The following is a 17,324-nucleotide window of genomic DNA, read 5'->3' as shown; positions in this document are numbered from 1 at the left end:
CGTGCGGCAACCGGGCGTCAGGCCCGGTATACTTTGCCTCACCGGCCGATGCAAAGAGCCGGTCGTTTTTTCTCACCGAGTGCGATATCCGTATGAAACGTCATCTGTTTGCTTTCGTCGCGGCCGCCGCCGTGTCGGTTTCCGCTTTCGCGCAGAGCGCGCCGGTCGACATCGTCCGCAATGCGGTCGAGGGCACCGTCACCGCGATGAAGGCCGATCCGGCCGCACGCGGCGGTGATATGGCGAAGGTCACGCAGGTCGTCGAGCAGCGCTTCCTGCCCGCGACCAACTTCGAACGTACGACCCGCATCGCGGTCGGCGATGCGTGGAAGCAGGCCACGCCGCAGCAGCAGCAGGAGCTGTACAAGCAGTTCAAGCTGCTGATGACGCGCACTTACGCCGCGTCGCTCGCGCAGCTCGGCAGCCAGGACGCGAAGTTCTCGTTCAAGGCCGGCGGCGCGTCGGGCGCCGACGCGCTCGTGCAGTCGACGGTCTCGACGCCGGGCGACAGCCAGTCGGTCGGCTATCGCCTCGGCAAGGTCGGCAACGACTGGAAGATCTACGACATCGACATGTCGGGTGCGTGGCTGATCCAGGTCTACCAGGGCCAGTTCAAGAGCCAACTGGCGTCGGGCGGGATCGACGGCCTGATTGCGTACCTGCAGAAGCACAATTCGCGGACGAACTGACGGCCGTTGCAAGGCCTCGGTCCGGATGCATGAAGGGCGCCCTCGGGCGCCCTTTTTCGTTGCGGGTTGCACGCGTGATGTGACCGACTGGCAACGGATGCCGTAGTTCGTGATGACGGAGATCACGTCGATGCTGTTCGGGCGCATCGCGAGAATCGCGGCGATTGTCGAGAGGATGGAAGTCAGCCCCCATCCGACAAAGAAGGCATTCGCGATTTCAGGATTTGTATCGAAGAGACTGCCCGTTCGATGCAGTACGAATGTTCCGTAAGCGTGGAGTGCCCCCAACAGATCAGCGTCGCCAAAACGCTGCCTGCAAATGGGCTTGCTATAACGGCAACGATCGTCAATTGGAGGCGCGGGGTGAGGATCATGATGCGATGTCGCACGTCTTCCGGCGCTCATGCAATCGCGTTACCGAATCACATATGCGGCGATATGGATCAGCATCGTCGGGATAGCCAACGTGACCAGGGAAGACACCACTTTTTGCGGGGTGGCGCGGTGGCGGCTGATTCTCCAGCCAGCGAAAGCGAACACAAGCGATGGTCCGAACGAAAAACTGATCAGCAGAACAGTGATTGGCCACGGCTGCGGGCAGAGGTCGACTTCGCGGCAGTTACTTTTGATGAACTGCAGTCGTGAGCCGATATGAATGCGCCAATCGATTCGACTTCCTGTCCAGCAAGCAAGCCAAGTAGTAACCAGACCTGCGATCCAGTACAGGAACGAGAGTCCGGCACGTTTCATTTGAGCCACGTGTCTGGAAACTAACGCGATTTCCTGCGAGTCACGATAACCGCTGAGGCTATCGCGAAGATGGTGGTCAGCCCACCCCATCCTGCGAAAAATGCAATCGCGATCTCGGGGTTCGTATCGAAAAGACTGCCTCTTCCGTGCAGTACGAATGTTCCGTAAGCATAGAGAGATCCCCAACAGATCATCGTCGCGAAGACTCCGCCGACAAGTGCGCTCGCTATTGCGGCAACGATTTTCATTTGACAGGAAAGAACAAGATGGTTTTCGAGTTTCGGAGATCCGACCAGAAACCCGGTATGACAATATTCCATGAAACTCGAATGCCTGACGCGAAACCGGTGAGCTTGCTTCCGTTCCAGAGGTCGATATGGCCGCCGCTCAGATTGTCCGGCGAATCACCATCCTGCAACCAATAGCCGTTGAAAAAGACGATTCCGGTTCGACCGGTCACTTTGCTTGCCCAATCGGGCCCCGTAATGTTCTCCGGAGCCAACACGCCGGCGACCGGCCGCAGCTTCAACCACTCGGCGAACTCGTATGCGCGTGTGGCGGTTGCCTTACCGCCGATCAGAAGGCGACCCAGCGTCGGTTTTCCCGGCATCGGCCGAACCCGCTTCTGCGAAAACGACTTCATCTCGATGCCGACATTGTGCATCGTCACGCTCATCCGGATCGCGCATTGGTTTTGGTACTGCCCGTTCGGATCATCGTACGGATTCCCGTGAGCATAGTTGTTCCAGAGCTCGGAAAACGTCACGGACTTCAATTCGACTTCCTTGTGCGATTTCGGCACGGCAGTCGTCGTCACAGCTGTCCTTCCGTTCGGCATTACGCGTCCCCGCTCAATCGTGCGAGGGCTTCGTCGCCCCAGTAGACAAGGTATTCATCTTCGTTTGCGGTGTGAATGCGAGGCAGATACCCGCTGTCGTCCAGTTGACCCGAATGGATGCGGCCATCCGACGTTTCGATGACGTACGGATAGCCCGCCGACGCGCCACTTCCAACCGCGTGAACGGATTCGTCGTAAGTGCCCGCGATGATCGACACAACGCCCCCTTCCCGATTCTTCGCGGAGGCAACTACGCCGGCTGTTTCCACCATGTCGTCACACCATGATTCGCCGGCGAGCGTTGCCTTGATGCGTGGCGGTGTCGGGCAGCTGCACAAGACGACGTCTCCGTCGGCCGCGGTTTCACCCATGAACGTGAGGCGTCGTGGCCCGCCTGTCTTGGCAATTGGCCCGGTGCTTTGACATGTCTCGCAGTATGCGAGCCCGCCGATCAGCGCGACCTGGTGGCCGGAACGGCCGAATTTGAATGCCGGTCCCGCGTAGGCGAGAATGCTTCCCCCGGTTTCCAGCGCGTCGCCGACAACCGCGATACGGCGCATCATGATTTTTCCCCCCCGTTTGCGATCGCCAACCCATGTCGACGATGCCGTGTGCCGCTTGCCGCGACAAACGAAAGGATTCCATCGACCCGGGGGGCGGTCGATTGGACGAGTATGAAATTTGGACGACGTATTGCGAAGGTTCGGCGTCGTTGTCGCGCTGCCCTACCGCCGCCGATGCTCGACCGCGAACTTGATCAGCTCGGCCTGCCCTTCGATCTCCAGCTTGCGCTTCAAATTGAGCCGGTGCGTTTCGACCGTGCGCACCGATAGCCCCGTCTGCTGCGCGATCTGCTTGCTCGACAGCCCTTGCGCCAGCGCATCGAGGATGTCGCGTTCGCGTGGCGTCAGCCGATCCAGCGGCGACGCGGTCGCGCTCGCGTGGATCATCCGCGCGGCGAGCCCTTCGCTGAAGAACGTCTGCCCGGCCAGCACCGCGCCGATCGCGCGGACGATCTCGCTCGCGGGCGAATCCTTCAGCAGATAGCCGCTCGCGCCGGCGCGCACGGCCTGCGTCACGTATTCGGTGTTGTCGTGCATCGACAGCATCAGCACGCGGATGCCCGGAAACCGATCGTGGAACACGCCCGCGAGCGTGATGCCGTTCATCCCGTTCATGCCGACGTCCATCAGCGCGAGATCGGGTTCGAGCGACGCGGCGAGCGCGAGCGCCTCGTCGGCGTTGCCGGCCTCGCCGACCACCGACAGGTCGGCTGCTTCGAGCCGCATCCGCAAGCCGTCGCGCACGAGCGGATGATCGTCGACGAGCAGCAGTCGGGCGGCAGGCCGGGCGGTGTCGGGGGCGCTCATGCGTGAAAGGTCTCCTGTCATGGTGCGTGTCGTCACGCCACGCTGCGCAGCGGCACGCGCGCGGCGACGATCGTGTGGCCGACCTGCGACGTGATCGTCAGCATGCCGCCGAGCGCGTCGAGGCGCTCGCGCATGTTGCGCAGGCCGATGCCGCGGCGCGCGTCGGCCTGCGAGCGTTCGGCGTCGAAGCCGCAGCCGTTGTCGGCGATGGTGAGCGAGACGGCGTGCGCGCCGACGTCGAGCGTGACGGCCGCGCGCGACGCCTGCGCATGATGCACGATGTTGCTCAGCGCTTCCTGCGCGATCCGGAACAGCGCGGTGTTGACGGCCTCGGGCAGCGGCCGCGCGCCGCTGTGCGCGACCTGCGTATAGCCGATGTCGATGCCGCTTTCCGCGCCGAGTTCGCGCACGAGCTGTTCGAGCGCGGCCGCGAGGCCGAGATCGTCGAGCATCGACGGACGCAGCGCATGCGAGATGCGCCGCACTTCACGCAGCGTGTCGCCGAGCCGCCCGACACTCGTCGCGAGCGCCTGCTCGGCTTCGGGCACGCGCGCCGCGCCGCGCTCGAAGCGCGCGAGCGCGGATTCGAGCATCAGCTTCGCCGACACCATCATCTGGCTGATCCCGTCGTGCAGTTCGCGCGACAGCCGCGCACGTTCCTGCTCCTGCGATTCGACGACGCGCTGCGCGAGCAGCTTGAGCTTCGCGTCGGCGCTGCGCGACTCGCTGACGTTCAGTACCAGCGCGCACACGGCGATCGCCGCCGCGCCGGTCAGGGCGATCGCGGTGAGCCAGCTCATCGTGCGTTCGATGTTCGCGGAAGCGCGCGCGTCGATGCGTTGCAGCGCGGTGTCGACGTCGTCGAGATAGATGCCGGTGCCGACCATCCAGCCCCAGCGTTCGAGCGCGACGACGTAGCCGAGCTTCGGCGCGACGCGGCCCGTCGACGGCCGCTGCCATGCGTAGCGCACGTAGCCGCCGCCGCTCGACGCCGCGCCGATCAGCTTCTGGATCGTCAGCGCACCCTGCGGGTCGCGCATCGTCCAGTAGTTGTGGCCGACGCGCTCGGGCTCGCGCGGATGCATCAGCGAATTGCCGTGCAGGTCATACACGAAGAAATAGCCGTCCGGGCCGAAATCCATTTTCTGCAGCATCGCGAGCGCCTGCGTGCGCAGCAGCGCGTCGTCGCGTGCGTTGCGGCCGCTCGCGTCGTAGAGCGGCATGATCGCGCTCGTCGCGAGCTCGACGTAATGCTTCAGCTCGACTTCCTTGCTCGACAGATACGCGGCCTGGATCGTCGCGTGCTGCGTGCGCGCGAGCGACGTCGCCTGCTGGCGCACGCCGAAGCCGATGCCGGCGATCGCGAGCAGGAACGGCACGATGGCCAGAAGGAAGATCTTTGCCTTGAGTCTCATGGTGGTACGAGGCGGCCGCTTGCCGGCGCGGGCCGGCCGGGCGCGTCAGCCGCGCGGCGGCGCGGTGGCGTATCGAGCCGACATTGTCGGCGATTTTGCGCGCGGGCGGCAGCGGCCCGGGCACCCGGGCGCTCAGGCCCGGCGCGATTCGAGATGGCTGGCGGCCGCGGCCGTCTGCACGACGATGCGATTGCGCCCGGCTTCCTTCGCGCGATACAGCGCGTCGTCGGCGAGCTTCAGCGCGCCCTGCATGTCGTCGTCGCATTCGGGATAGCTCGTCGTCACGCCGATGCTCACGGTCAGGCGGCCGACCGTGCCGGCGTCATGCCGGATGCCGAGATCGAGGATGCCCGTGCGGATCGTTTCGGCGATCGTCACCGCGCCGTCCGTGTCGATGTCGGGCAACACGACGACGAACTCTTCGCCGCCGTAGCGCGCCGCATAGTCGGCCGGGCGGCGCAGGCAGCCGGCGATGCAGTGACCGACCGCGGCGAGCGCGTCGTCGCCGGCCTGATGGCCCTGCGTGTCGTTGTAGCGCTTGAAGTAATCGACGTCGATGAACAGCAGCGACAGCGCGTGCTGCGAACGGGCGGCGCGGCGCCATTCGCGCGCGAGCGTGACGTCGAGCATCCGGCGGTTGTCGAGGCCTGTCAGGCCGTCGGTGCGCGCGAGTGCCTGCAATTCGGTTTCCGCACGGTGGCGCTTGCGCAACTGTACGTCGAGCAGCAGCGACAGGCCGACGAAGCCGATCGCGAGCGCAGCCATCGCGGAGCCGATCGGGATCGCGCGGTCGTACCACGCGGCGTAGGTGTCCGCTTCCGAGCGCGCGACCATGATGATGAGCGGCAGGTGTTCGAGGTGCCGGAACACGTACAGGCGGCGCACGCCGTCGATCGACGCGGTGTCGGCGAAGCTGCCTTCGTTGGCCGTCATGAAGCGCCGGAACGTGCTGGCACGGCTGATGTCGCGGCCGACGATCTTCGGGTCGTACGGCTCGCGCGCGAGCATCCGGCCGTCGGTATTGATCAGCGCGATCGAGCCGCGATCGCCGAGCGACAGCCGCGAGAACAAGTTCTGGAAATATTCGAGCCGGATCGACATCACCGCGACACCGCCGAACGACCCGTCGGGTTTCGTGATCCGCCGGCTGAGCGCGATGCTCGGCGAGCCGCCGCGCAGCCGCGAATGATACGGCGGGCTGACGTACAGGCCGACGTCGGAGCGGTCTCGGTGCACGGCGAAGTACGGTTCGTTGCCGAAATTGGCCTTGCGCGGCACGTCGCTCTTGCCGTCGACCGCGATGTCGCCTTTCGCATCGAGCACGTAGATGCCGCCGAGGTACTTGGCCGTCGTCGCGCGGTCGAACAGCACCTGGCGGCGCAGCGCCATCGGCAGCTTGACGACCTCGGGGTCGTTCTCGCCTTCGACGACGGCCTGCAGCGACAGTGAATAGATCTCGATGTTGCGCTCGATGTCCCACGACGCCATCAGCGCCAGGTTCTGCTGCATCGCGATCGAGCGGTCGCGTGCGTCGATGCGGCCTTCGTACAGGACGATCCCGCACAGCAGCAGCAGGAGCAGCGCGATCAGCAGCCCGGTATAGAAGATCAGGTGCGGCAGCAGGAGCCTGCGCAAATGAGCGGCGACCCGGCTCGTCAGGCCGGATTCGCTGGGCATTGCGTAGTCGGTTTCTGCCATGGTCCGTGTGGATCGATGGGCATCGTCGCCAGGCGGCGGGCCGATGCGATTGTTCGTATGACGTGTCGGCGGCGATCCGGTGCGCGGCCCCTCCGGCGCCTCCCCGCCTTTCGGTGGAGAAAATGGGCACCGATTATCGGCAATCGCGGCCAGATAAACCGGTAAATCAACTATTCACCGGCGACATCTGCCGTGATTCGACGATCCGGCGAATCGGGCGGCGCGGATTCAACGGAGTATAACGCGCGTGTCCGCGTGCGCGGAAAATGTTGCGACCCGTTGATCCGGATCAAATTACCGTGAAATCCCGGACTTGCAAATATCGGGCAGAGCGTTGCAGCGTAAGGCTTTGCGGTATGGCTGACGCATCCGCGCCGCGCATGGCCGGCGATTCCGCCGGTTTAACGGCGGGCGCGCGCGAAACTTGAATGCGCGTGATACGTACCGATTATCGGATTCAACGGACGATTTCAACAGTCGTGTGAACGCGAATATGAAAACGGGCGGCCGCGAGGGCCGCCCGTTTCGTGACGCCGGCAGGCATGCGGGTCAGGCCCGCATGCGCGTGCTTCAGGCGCCGTGCTGTTGCGCCTTGAACGCGAGGCGGAACCGGTGCAGCAGCGGCTCGGTGTAACCGCTCGGTTGCGACGTGCCCTGCAGCGCGAGCGCGCACGCGGCCTTGAACGCGGTCGACTGGTCGTAGCCGGGCGCCATCGGGCGATAGTTCGGGTCGCCGGCGTTCTGCTGGTCGACGACGCGCGCCATCCGCTTGAACACGTCGAGCACGAAGGCCTCGGTGATCACGCCGTGGCGCAGCCAGTTCGCGATGTGCTGGCTCGAAATGCGCAGCGTTGCACGGTCTTCCATCAGGCCGACGTCGTGGATGTCGGGCACCTTCGAGCAGCCGACGCCCTGTTCGACCCAGCGCACGACGTAGCCGAGGATGCCCTGCGCGTTGTTCTCGACTTCGCTCAGGATCTCGGCCTCGCTCCACGCGGCGCGCTCGACGACCGGCACGGTCAGCAGGCCTTCGAGCAGCGTATCGCGTTCGCTCGCGTACGGCGTTTTCTCGAGTTCCTGCTGGACGGCCTGCACGTCGACGAGGTGGTAGTGCAGCGCGTGCAGCGTCGCGGCGGTCGGCGACGGCACCCAGGCGGTGTTCGCGCCGGCGCGCGGATGCGCGATCTTCTGCTCGAGCATCGCGTGCATCAGGTCCGGCATCGCCCACATGCCCTTGCCGATCTGTGCGCGGCCGCGCAGGCCGGCCGACAGGCCCGCGAGCACGTTGTTGCGCTCGTACGACTGGATCCACGCCGACGACTTCATGTCGCCCTTGCGGATCATCGGGCCCGCCTCCATCGCGGTGTGCATCTCGTCGCCGGTGCGGTCGAGGAAGCCGGTGTTGATGAACGCGACACGCGCGGCGGCGGCGGCGATACACGCGGCGAGGTTCACGCTGGTGCGGCGCTCCTCGTCCATGATGCCCATCTTCAGCGTGTTGCGCGGCAGGGTGTACAGATCCTCGATGCGTGCGAACAGCGTATCGGCGAACGCGACTTCGACCGGGCCGTGCATCTTGGGCTTCACGATGTAGATCGAGCCCGTGCGCGAATTGCGCTTCGCCTTCAGGTCGTGCAGCGAGCACAGCACCGTGACGACGCCGTCGAGGATGCCTTCCGGAATCTCGTTGCCGTCGCGGTCGAGCACCGCGCCGTTGGTCATCAGGTGGCCGACGTTGCGCACGAACAGCAGCGAGCGGCCGTGCAGCGACAGCGTGCCGCCGTCGGGCGTGGTGTACTCGCGGTCGGCGTTCAGGCGGCGCGTGAAGGACTTGCCGCCCTTCGCGACTTCCTCGACCAGCGTGCCTTGCATCAGGCCGAGCCAGTTGCGGTAGAGCTGGACCTTGTCGTCGGCGTCCACCGCCGCGACCGAATCCTCGCAGTCGATGATCGTGCTGACCGCGGCTTCGAGCACGACGTCCTTCACGTTCGCGAGATCGGCGCGGCCGATCGGCGTCGACGCGTCGATCTGGATCTCGAGATGCAGGCCGTTGTGCTTCAGCAGGATCGCGGACGGCGCGTCGGCCGCACCCTGGTAGCCGACGAACTGCGCCGGTTGCGCGAGGCCGACGATCCCCTTCGCGGTTTCGACGGCGAGCTGGCCGTCCTGCACGCGGTAGCGCAGTGCGTCGCGGTGCGAGCCGCTCGCGAGCGGCGCCGCGTTGTCGAGCACGTTGCGCGCGTAGTCGATCACGCGCTGGCCGCGCGTCGGGTTGTAGGTCGAGGTGCGTTCGGCGCCGCCGTCTTCAGGCAGCGCATCGGTGCCGTACAGCGCGTCGTACAGGCTGCCCCAGCGGGCGTTCGCGGCGTTCAGCGCATAGCGCGCGTTCGACAGCGGCACGACGAGCTGCGGGCCGGCCTGCGTGGCGATCTCGCTGTCGACGTTCGCGGTGGCTGCCGCGACGTTCGACGGGACCGGCACGAGGTAGCCGATTTGTTCGAGGAACGCGCGGTACGCGGCGTGGTCGCGTACGGGGCCCGGATGTGCGCGGTGCCACGCGTCGAGTTCCTGCTGCAGGCGGTCGCGTTCCGCGAGCAGTTCGCGGTTGCGCGGCGCGAGGTCGTGCACCAGGGCCGAGAAACCGCTCCAGAACGCGGCCTTGTCGATGCCGGTGCCCGGCAGCGCTTCGTTTTCAATGAACTGGCTCAGCGCTGGCGCGACTTGCAGTCCTGCTTGGTCGATCATCGTTAATCCTCCCGGGGAAAAATGCGCGCGCAGCTTGGCTGGCTAGGCCACGACGCTTTGTGTGCCGGCGCGGGCGATCTGCGCGTCCTGCTCGGACTTTACGCCAGACACGCCGATCGCGCCCGCGATCCGGCCGCCGACCGTGATCGGCACGCCGCCTTCGAGCAACCCCGTCAGCGGCACGCTGAGAAACGCGGTGCGGCCACCGTTGATCATATCCTCATACGCCTTCGTCTCGCGACGGCCGAGCGCCGCCGCGCGCGCCTTGTCCTGCGCGATATGGCTGCTGGCCGGCGATGCGCCGTTCAGCCGCGCGAACGCGAGCAGGTGGCCGCCATCGTCGACGACGGCGATCGACACGGCCCAGCCGTGACGCTCGGCTTCGGCGCGGGCGGCGGCGAGCATGCGATCGGCGTCGTCGAGTTCGAGTTCGGGTTTCGTTTGCATGGAGGTCCTCCGGAATCAGGTCAGTTGACGAGTCGGTTGTCGACGAGTTCGATCCAGTGGCGCACGGGCGTGCGCCCCGCGCCGTTCAGGTGAGTCTGGCAGCCGACGTTGGACGTGACAATCAGGTCCGGCTGCGCGGCTTCGAGCGCATCGAGCCTGTTGTCGCGCAGTGTCGTCGCGAGTTCGGGCTGCGTCAGCGAATACGTGCCGGCCGAGCCGCAGCACAGATGGCCGTCGGCGACATTCGTCAGATCGAAGCCGAGCCGCGTCAGGAGGCTCTCGACCGCGCCGCCGAGGCGCTGCGCGTGCTGCAGCGTGCACGGGCAGTGGACCGCGACGCGGCGCGGCGTCGCATCGGCCAGCGCGTCGAGCGGCTCGGCCGCAATGACTTCGGCGAGATCGCGCGCGAGCGCGCTGACACGCCGCGCCTTCTCCGCATAGACGGGGTCGGAGCGCAGCAGGTCGCCGTATTCCTTGACGAACGCGCCGCAGCCGCTTGCCGTCAGCACGATTGCTTCCGCACCGGCCTCGATCGCCGGCCACCACGCGTCGATATTGCGGCGCGCGCGGGCGAGGCCGGCATCCTGCGCGTTGAGGTGATATTCGGTCGCGCCGCAGCAGCCGGCTTCGCGTGCCGGCGTGACGCTGATGCCGAGCCGGTCCAGCACGCGCGCGGCGGCCGCGTTGGTGTTCGGTGACAGCGACGGCTGCACGCAGCCTTCGAGCATCAGCACGCGCCGCGCGTGACGCACGGCCGGGCGCGGTGCGGCTGCGGGAACGGCGGCCGGGATCTTGTCCTGCAGCGTGCCGGGCAGCAGCGAGCGCAGTGCGCGGCCGGCCTTCAGCAATGCGGCGAACGTCGCCGGGCGCGGCACGACGTGACGCAGCCCCGCGCGCAGCAGACGTTCGCGCGCGGGCCGTTGCACACGCTTCTCGGCTTCCGCGCGGCCGATGTCGAGCAGCGTGTGATAGCGCACGCCGGACGGGCAGGTCGTCTCGCAGTTCCGGCACGTCAGGCAGCGGTCGAGATGCTGCTGCGTGCGCTCGCCGCACGGCTCGCCTTCGAGCAGTTGCTTGATCAGGTAGATGCGGCCGCGCGGCCCGTCGAGCTCGTTGCCGAGCACCTGGTAGGTCGGGCAGGTCGCGTTGCAGAAGCCACAGTGCACGCACGCGCGCAGGATCGCTTCCGCTTCGTCGGCCCGGGCGAGGGCCTTGCTTGCTTCGCTGAGATTGGTTTGCATCGGCGGGTCGGGGTCGGGTTCGCGTCAGAAGTCGGCGTAGAGCCGGCCGGGATTGAAAATCGCGTGCGGGTCGAGCTGCGACTTGAGCTGCCGGTGGACGCGCAACAACGCGGGCGGCAGCGGCTGGAACGGCTCGCGTGTGACGCCCGGCGTGAAGCAGGTCGCGTGGCCGCCCCATTGCGCGGCGAGCCGCTGCACCTCGGCCGGCGCGGCGTCGCTCTTCAGCCAGCGCTGAGCGCCGCCCCAGTCGACGAGCTGCGCGCCCGGCAACGCGTCGAGCGGCGCGGCAGCAGGCACCGACACGCGCCACAGCGGGCGCGGATCGTCGAAGAACGGCAGCGTGAGGTCGCGCAGACGTACCCAGAACGCGTCGCCGGTGTCGTCCATCGGATCGCCGCCAATCGTGCCGCGCGCGGCCTTCACCGAGCCTTCGCCGCCTTCGATCCGTACGCGCAGCACGCCGTCCGCGTGGCATGCGCCCGCGAGCGGCAGCCCCGCGCGCCGCCATGCGGCGACCCGCTGCACGGCTTCGTCCGCTGCAAGCGGCAACGCGAGATCGCACGTCGCACGCGGTTTCGGCAGCACTTTCAGCGACACCTCGGTCACGACGCCGAGGCAGCCGAAGCTGCCCGCGAGCAGCCGCGACACGTCGTAGCCCGCGACGTTCTTCATCACTTCGCCGCCGAAACGCAGGTGCTTCGCGTGGCCGGTGATCACGCGGCAGCCGAGCACGAAGTCGCGTACCGCGCCGGCCCACGGGCGGCGCGGGCCCGACAGCGCCGCCGCGAACATCCCGCCGACCGTGGCGGCGCCGCCGAACGACGGCGGCTCGCACGGCAGCATCTGGCCGGCCGCGTCGAGCATCGCTTCGAGATCGGCGAGCGGCGTGCCCGCGCGCGCGGTGACGACGAGCTCGGTCGGGTCGTACGAGACGACGCCGCGATGCGTGCGTACGTCGAGCGTGCGGCCTTCGACGGGGCGGCCGAGGAATGCCTTCGTGCCGGCGCCGCGGATGTGCAGCGGCTGGCGGTCGTGAAGCGCGGCGTCGACCTGCGCAACCAGCGCCGCGCTGTCGTCGATCGATTCGATGTCGCGTCGCATCAGAAGCGCTCCAGTTCGGGAAACGGCAGCTTGCCGTGATGGACGTGCATCGCGCCGAATTCGGCGCAGCGGTGCAGCGTCGGGATGTTCTTGCCGGGATTGAGCAGGCCCTGCGGATCGAACGCGGCCTTCACCGCGTGGAAGAACGTGATTTCGTCGGCGTTGAACTGCACGCACATCTGGTTGATCTTCTCGCGCCCGACGCCGTGTTCGCCCGTGATGCTGCCGCCCGCCGCGACGCACAGCTCGAGGATCTTTCCGCCCAGCGCTTCCGCGCGGTCGAGTTCGCCCGGCCGGTTCGCGTCGAACAGGATCAGCGGGTGCATGTTGCCGTCGCCCGCGTGGAACACGTTCGCGACCGGCAGCCCGTATTCGGCGGACAGCGCGGCGATCCCTTCGAGCACGCGCGGCAGCTCGCGGCGCGGGATCGTGCCGTCCATGCAGTAGTAGTCGGGCGACATGCGGCCGACCGCGGGGAACGCGTTCTTGCGGCCGGCCCAGAAACGCTGGCGCTCGGCTTCGTCGCGCGCCACGCGGATCCCGGTGGCGCCCGCGTCGCGCAGCAGCGCGGCGACACGTTCGGCATCCTCGTCGACGTCGCTCGCCGCGCCGTCGAGTTCGCACAGCAGGATCGCCTGCGCATCGACCGGGTAGCCCGCGTGAATGAAATCCTCGGCCGCGCGGATCGCGAGGTTGTCCATCATCTCGAGCCCGCCGGGAATCACGCCCGCGCCGATGATCCGCGCGACCGCGGCGCCGGCCTCGGCGACGTCGTCGAAGCTCGCCATCAGCACCTTCACGCTCGGCGGTTTCGGCAGCAGCTTCACGGTCACTTCGGTGACGATGCCGAGCATCCCTTCGGAGCCGGTGAACAGCGCGAGCAGGTCGAAGCCCGGTGCGTCGAGCGCATCGGCGCCGAGCGTGAGCGTATCGCCGTCGATCGTCAGGATCTCGACCTTCAGGATGTTGTGCACCGTGAGCCCGTATTTCAGGCAGTGCACGCCACCCGCGTTCTCGGCGACGTTGCCGCCGATCGAGCACGCGATCTGCGACGACGGATCGGGCGCGTAGTAGAGGCCGTGCGGCGCGGCCGCCTGCGAGATCGCGAGGTTGCGCACGCCGGGCTGCACGCGCGCGATGCCGGCATCGGCGTCGATGTCGAGAATCCGGTTGAACTTCGCCATCACGAGCAGGAGGCCTTTTTCGAGCGGCATCGCGCCACCCGACAGCCCTGTACCCGCGCCGCGCGCGACGACCGGCACGCCGAGCGCGGCGGCGACGCGCAGCACCGCGCGCACCTGCTCGACCGTGTCGGGCAGCACGACCGCGAGCGGCACCGTGCGGTACGCGGCGAGGCCGTCGCATTCGAACGGCTTGAGCGCCTCGTGTTCGTGCAGCACGTCGAGGCCGGGCGCCGCCGCGTGCAGCGCGGCGACGAGCGTGTCACGGCTGACGGTCGCCAGCGGCCCGTCGATCCGTTCGTCGTAGATGAAACTCATCGATCTGTCTCCACCATGCGGGCGGCCGCGCGATGCGCGACACGCCGGAAGGAGGGGATTCTTGGCGGGCTGTGCCGGCGTGTCCAGACGTCTTGCAGGTGGTCATACCAGTTTTTATATCGGCGCTTGTGAGGTACTCCCGTCAGGTCATGGAATGCCAATCGGAACAAGGCATTGTGCGAAAATCACCGGTATCCGTCCAAAGTGGTCATACCAGTATGGAAATGCAGGATCGAGAAGGGCCGGCGCGGCGCGTGGCCGATGTCGTCGCCGAGCGGATCGAGCGGCTGATCGTCGACGGCGTGCTGAAGGCCGGGCAGGCGCTGCCGTCCGAACGCCGGCTGACCGAGAAGCTCGGCGTGTCGCGCACGGCCGTGCGCGAAGGGATGAAGCTGCTGCACGCGCGCGGGATCATCGACACGACGCACGGCAAGGGTTCGTTCGTCGCGAGCCTGACCCCGCAGCGCGAGATCACGCCGATGATGCATCTGCTCGGCTCGCAGCCGCGCACGCTGTACGACCTGTTCGAGGTGCGCGGGATGCTCGAGGCCGAGGCCGCCCGGCTCGCGGCGTTGCGCGGCACGCCGGCCGATTTCATCCTGATCCGGCGCCGCTACGAGGAAATGACGGCGGCCGACGCGCAGGATCTCGACCCTGCCGCGCGCGCGAAGCTCGATCACGCCTTTCATCTCGCGATCTGCGAGGCGTCGCACAACCCCGTGCTCGTCAACACGCTGCAGTCGCTGACCGACCTGCTGCTCAGTTCGGTGTTCGCGTCGGTGAACAACCTCTATCACCGCGAGCCGCTGAAGAAGCAGATCGACCGTCAGCATGCGCGGCTCTACAACGCGGTCACGGGGCGGCTGCCCGATCAGGCACGCAAGGCCGCGAGCGAACATATCCGCCAGTGCGTCGAGTATCTGCGCGAGATCGAGCAGGAAGAGCAGCGGCTCGTGCGTTCGACGTTGCGGCTCGAAGGGTGGACTTGAGCGGGCGCCGGTGCGTTCGTGCGATGACGTCGATCAAGCGAAGTACGTTGACGATGCGGCTTGATTGGTTATTGCATCATAATGTGATGTATTTGGCGGGCGGCATCCTCGGATATGCACGATCGTGCAACACGCGCCGTGTACCGTCGCATGTATTACGCCATCGATCCTGACAGGAGGATGCTGCATGTCGATTCCGACGCGTGGCGACGGGCCTGACGCCCGCGCCGACCCGACTCCGCATGAAGATCGCGCCGCGCTGCTGGCGACGCTCGACGAGCTGCTGGAGGCCGAGCGCGCAGGCGCGCGTGTCGCTTCCGAGACGGCGGTCGAGGTGCGCGACGATCCCGAACTGCATCGGCTGATCGCCCATATTCGCCAGGACGAGGCGCACTGGTGCAGCGTGCTCGTCGACGCGATCCGGTCGCTCGATGCGGTACCGACGCGCGCGACCGGCGCGTTCTACGAGCAGGCGATGGCGATCGACGATCTGGCGGAGCGGATGGCGTTCCTGAATCGGGGCCAGCGCTGGGTGGTTCGCAAGCTGCAGACGTTGCTGCCGACGCTCGCCGATCGGGACATGCACCACGCGCTGTCGTTGATGCTGGTGGCGCACGAGAAGAATATCGGGGCGGTCGATGTGCGGCTGCGCGGTGGAGCGGACGGGGCTCAACCCGCGCCGTAACCGCTAGAATTGCGGTTTTAGCCCGGAATACGTCCATGTCCTTTGCCTCGCTTGGCCTGATCGAGCCGCTGCTGCGCAACCTGCAGGGCCTCAATTACCAGACACCTACGCCGGTGCAGGCCAAGGCGATCCCTGCCGTGCTGAGTGGCAAGGACGTCATGGCCGCGGCGCAGACCGGCACGGGCAAAACGGCCGGTTTTGCGCTGCCGCTGCTGCAACGGCTGGTGCAACACGGCCCGGCGGTGTCGAGCAACCGCGCGCGCGTGCTGGTGCTGGTGCCCACGCGTGAACTGGCCGAACAGGTGCTGCAAAGCTTCGTCGAGTACGGCAAAGGCCTCGATTTGCGTCTCCTGGCCGCCTACGGCGGCGTGAGCATCAATCCGCAGATGATGAAGCTGCGCAAGGGCGTGGACGTGCTCGTCGCCACGCCGGGCCGTCTGCTCGACCTCAATCGCCAGAACGCCGTGCAGTTCGATCAGGTGCAGACGCTGGTGCTCGATGAAGCCGACCGCATGCTGGATCTCGGCTTTGCGCGCGAACTCGACGCCGTCTTCGCTGCATTGCCGGCCCGGCGCCAGACGCTGCTGTTTTCCGCGACGTTTACCGACGAGATCCGCGCGATGGCGGCCAACATCCTGCGCAGCCCGGTCGATATCAGCGTCAGCCCGCCCAATGCCACGGCCAGCAAGATCAAGCAGTGGGTGGTGACGGTCGACAAGCGGAACAAGCCCGATCTCTTCATGCACCTGGTGGCCGAGAACAACTGGGAGCACGCGCTGGTGTTCGTCAAGACGCGCAACGGCGTGGATTACCTGGCGGCCATGCTCGATGAAGCGGGCTATGCGGTCGACACCATCCACGGCGACAAGCCGCAGCCCGCGCGCCTGCGTGCGCTGGAGCGCTTCAAGGCACGCGAAGTCCAGATGCTGGTCGCCACCGATGTGGCGGCGCGCGGGCTGGATATCGACGATCTGCCGCTGGTGATCAACGTCGATCTGCCGATCGTCGCGCAGGACTATGTGCACCGTATCGGCCGTACCGGTCGCGCGGGTGCGAGCGGGGTGGCGGTGTCGCTGGTGTGTGCCGACGAGGCACCGCAACTGGCCGCGATCGAAGCGCTGATCCGGCAAACGCTGCGGCGAGAAGAAGAGCCGGGCTTCGAAGCCGAACACCGCGTGCCGGAAACGAGTGCGACGGGGCAGATCATCAAGAAGCCGAAAAAGCCGAAGAAGCCCAAGGTGCCGCAGGCGGTGCCGGTGGCCAAGCCGGTGGCCGGCAAGAAGCCGCGCGCGCAAGCGCTAGGCGGAGAAAGCAAGCGCAAGCTCGCCGCGCCGCACGCGAAGCCGGCCGGTAACGGACCGGACTACACGATCGGCAGCCCGTTCAGCGTGAAAAAGCCGCGCAGCAAACCTTCGGACAAAGCGGGTGGAGGTTCGGGCAGGCCGGCGGGCAAATCGGGTAGCCGTGGCAAAGCGTCCAAGTAGCATGGCGGATCCTCTGTGCACCGCCCCTTCAAAGCCTGTGTGCAGGTGATGTCGGCCTAGGCACCCGACTGTCCACGCCTGCCGGTACGATCATCGGTGCGACGATGGATGTCTGACCAATGTACGTCAGCAGAGAGTGTGGCGTATATATAGTTAGTTCTGCAACATTCTGTGATATTTAAAGTTGCCGTCCGATTTGAAGTACATGCCATGCAGGAAGGGGGCGGCTTTTAAATTGAGATAATTCCGGTGCGGAAACGGGGTTGCTGCGTTAATCTTTCTAAAATATTTGAGATTATGTATTGAGCGAAGAGGGATCCCCCTTTTCAGAGATAAACCACTTTCAAGTACTTGGCCGCATATATAGCTTCGC

At 66.5% G+C, this 17,324-nt stretch carries 14 protein-coding genes and 1 pseudogene; 4 read left to right on the top strand and 11 right to left on the bottom strand.

What is annotated here, in order from left to right:
• Positions 1-92: 92 nt before the first annotated feature.
• Positions 93-689 (top strand): ABC transporter substrate-binding protein, encoded by a 597-nt coding sequence (locus tag HWX87_RS14955; protein WP_166955807.1) that lies wholly within the window; start codon positions 93-95, stop codon positions 687-689.
• 414 nt (positions 690-1,103) lie between these two features.
• Here the strand turns inward: HWX87_RS14955 and HWX87_RS14950 are convergent, their stop codons facing one another.
• From HWX87_RS14950 to glcD, 11 genes are all read right to left on the bottom strand, one after another.
• Complete coding sequence (locus HWX87_RS14950) at positions 1,104-1,439, bottom strand: hypothetical protein (RefSeq protein ID WP_176047822.1); 336 nt, start codon at positions 1,437-1,439, stop codon at positions 1,104-1,106.
• A 244-nt stretch (positions 1,440-1,683) separates the two neighbouring features.
• Complete coding sequence (locus HWX87_RS14945; protein WP_176047821.1) at positions 1,684-2,277, bottom strand: type VI secretion system amidase effector protein Tae4; 594 nt, start codon at positions 2,275-2,277, stop codon at positions 1,684-1,686.
• Positions 2,277-2,840 (bottom strand): PAAR domain-containing protein, encoded by a 564-nt coding sequence (locus tag HWX87_RS14940; RefSeq protein ID WP_176047820.1) that lies wholly within the window; start codon positions 2,838-2,840, stop codon positions 2,277-2,279. Before HWX87_RS14940 ends, HWX87_RS14945 begins: the two co-directional genes overlap by 1 nt.
• A gap of 162 nt (positions 2,841-3,002) precedes the next feature.
• Positions 3,003-3,647: a response regulator transcription factor gene (locus HWX87_RS14935; protein WP_176047819.1), complete on the bottom strand. Its 645-nt coding sequence runs from the start codon at positions 3,645-3,647 to the stop codon at positions 3,003-3,005.
• A gap of 32 nt (positions 3,648-3,679) precedes the next feature.
• Entirely contained in the window at positions 3,680-5,062 is a 1,383-nt protein-coding gene (locus tag HWX87_RS14930; RefSeq protein WP_176047818.1) for a cache domain-containing protein, read from the bottom strand.
• 132 nt (positions 5,063-5,194) lie between these two features.
• Positions 5,195-6,760, bottom strand: coding sequence for a sensor domain-containing diguanylate cyclase (locus HWX87_RS14925; protein WP_176047817.1), 1,566 nt, complete (start codon positions 6,758-6,760; stop codon positions 5,195-5,197).
• Between the two features lie 570 nt (positions 6,761-7,330).
• Positions 7,331-9,505 carry a malate synthase G gene (locus tag HWX87_RS14920; RefSeq protein WP_176047816.1) on the bottom strand — a complete coding sequence of 725 codons (2,175 nt, stop codon included), beginning with the start codon at positions 9,503-9,505 and terminating at the stop codon, positions 7,331-7,333.
• A 42-nt stretch (positions 9,506-9,547) separates the two neighbouring features.
• Positions 9,548-9,952, bottom strand: coding sequence for a heme-binding protein (locus tag HWX87_RS14915; protein ID WP_176047815.1), 405 nt, complete (start codon positions 9,950-9,952; stop codon positions 9,548-9,550).
• Between the two features lie 20 nt (positions 9,953-9,972).
• The gene (gene glcF / locus HWX87_RS14910) at positions 9,973-11,193 is read right to left on the bottom strand and encodes a glycolate oxidase subunit GlcF (RefSeq protein ID WP_176047814.1); all 1,221 of its coding nucleotides are present in this window, start codon (positions 11,191-11,193) and stop codon (positions 9,973-9,975) included.
• 24 nt (positions 11,194-11,217) lie between these two features.
• Positions 11,218-12,294, bottom strand: a complete 1,077-nt coding sequence (gene glcE, locus HWX87_RS14905; protein ID WP_176047813.1) for a glycolate oxidase subunit GlcE — start codon at positions 12,292-12,294, stop codon at positions 11,218-11,220.
• On the bottom strand, positions 12,294-13,793 hold the full coding sequence (gene glcD, locus HWX87_RS14900; protein WP_176047812.1) for a glycolate oxidase subunit GlcD: 1,500 nt from the start codon (positions 13,791-13,793) through the stop codon (positions 12,294-12,296). The genes glcE and glcD overlap by 1 nt, the downstream gene beginning before the upstream one ends.
• A 218-nt stretch (positions 13,794-14,011) precedes the next feature.
• Here glcD and glcC point away from each other — a divergent pair, with 218 nt between their 5' ends.
• From glcC to HWX87_RS14885, 3 genes and pseudogenes are all read left to right on the top strand, one after another.
• Positions 14,012-14,782, top strand: coding sequence for a transcriptional regulator GlcC (gene glcC, locus HWX87_RS14895; protein WP_176047811.1), 771 nt, complete (start codon positions 14,012-14,014; stop codon positions 14,780-14,782).
• A 250-nt stretch (positions 14,783-15,032) separates the two neighbouring features.
• Positions 15,033-15,467, top strand: a pseudogene (locus tag HWX87_RS14890) (DUF6306 domain-containing protein); the annotation flags it as partial.
• A gap of 35 nt (positions 15,468-15,502) precedes the next feature.
• On the top strand, positions 15,503-16,951 hold the full coding sequence (locus HWX87_RS14885) for a DEAD/DEAH box helicase (protein WP_176047809.1): 1,449 nt from the start codon (positions 15,503-15,505) through the stop codon (positions 16,949-16,951).
• Positions 16,952-17,324: the final 373 nt, after the last annotated feature.

It is taken from the genome of Burkholderia sp. BCC1644 (assembly GCF_902833225.1).
GTDB lineage: Bacteria > Pseudomonadota > Gammaproteobacteria > Burkholderiales > Burkholderiaceae > Burkholderia.
This window is presented reverse-complemented; position numbering and strand designations above follow the sequence as displayed.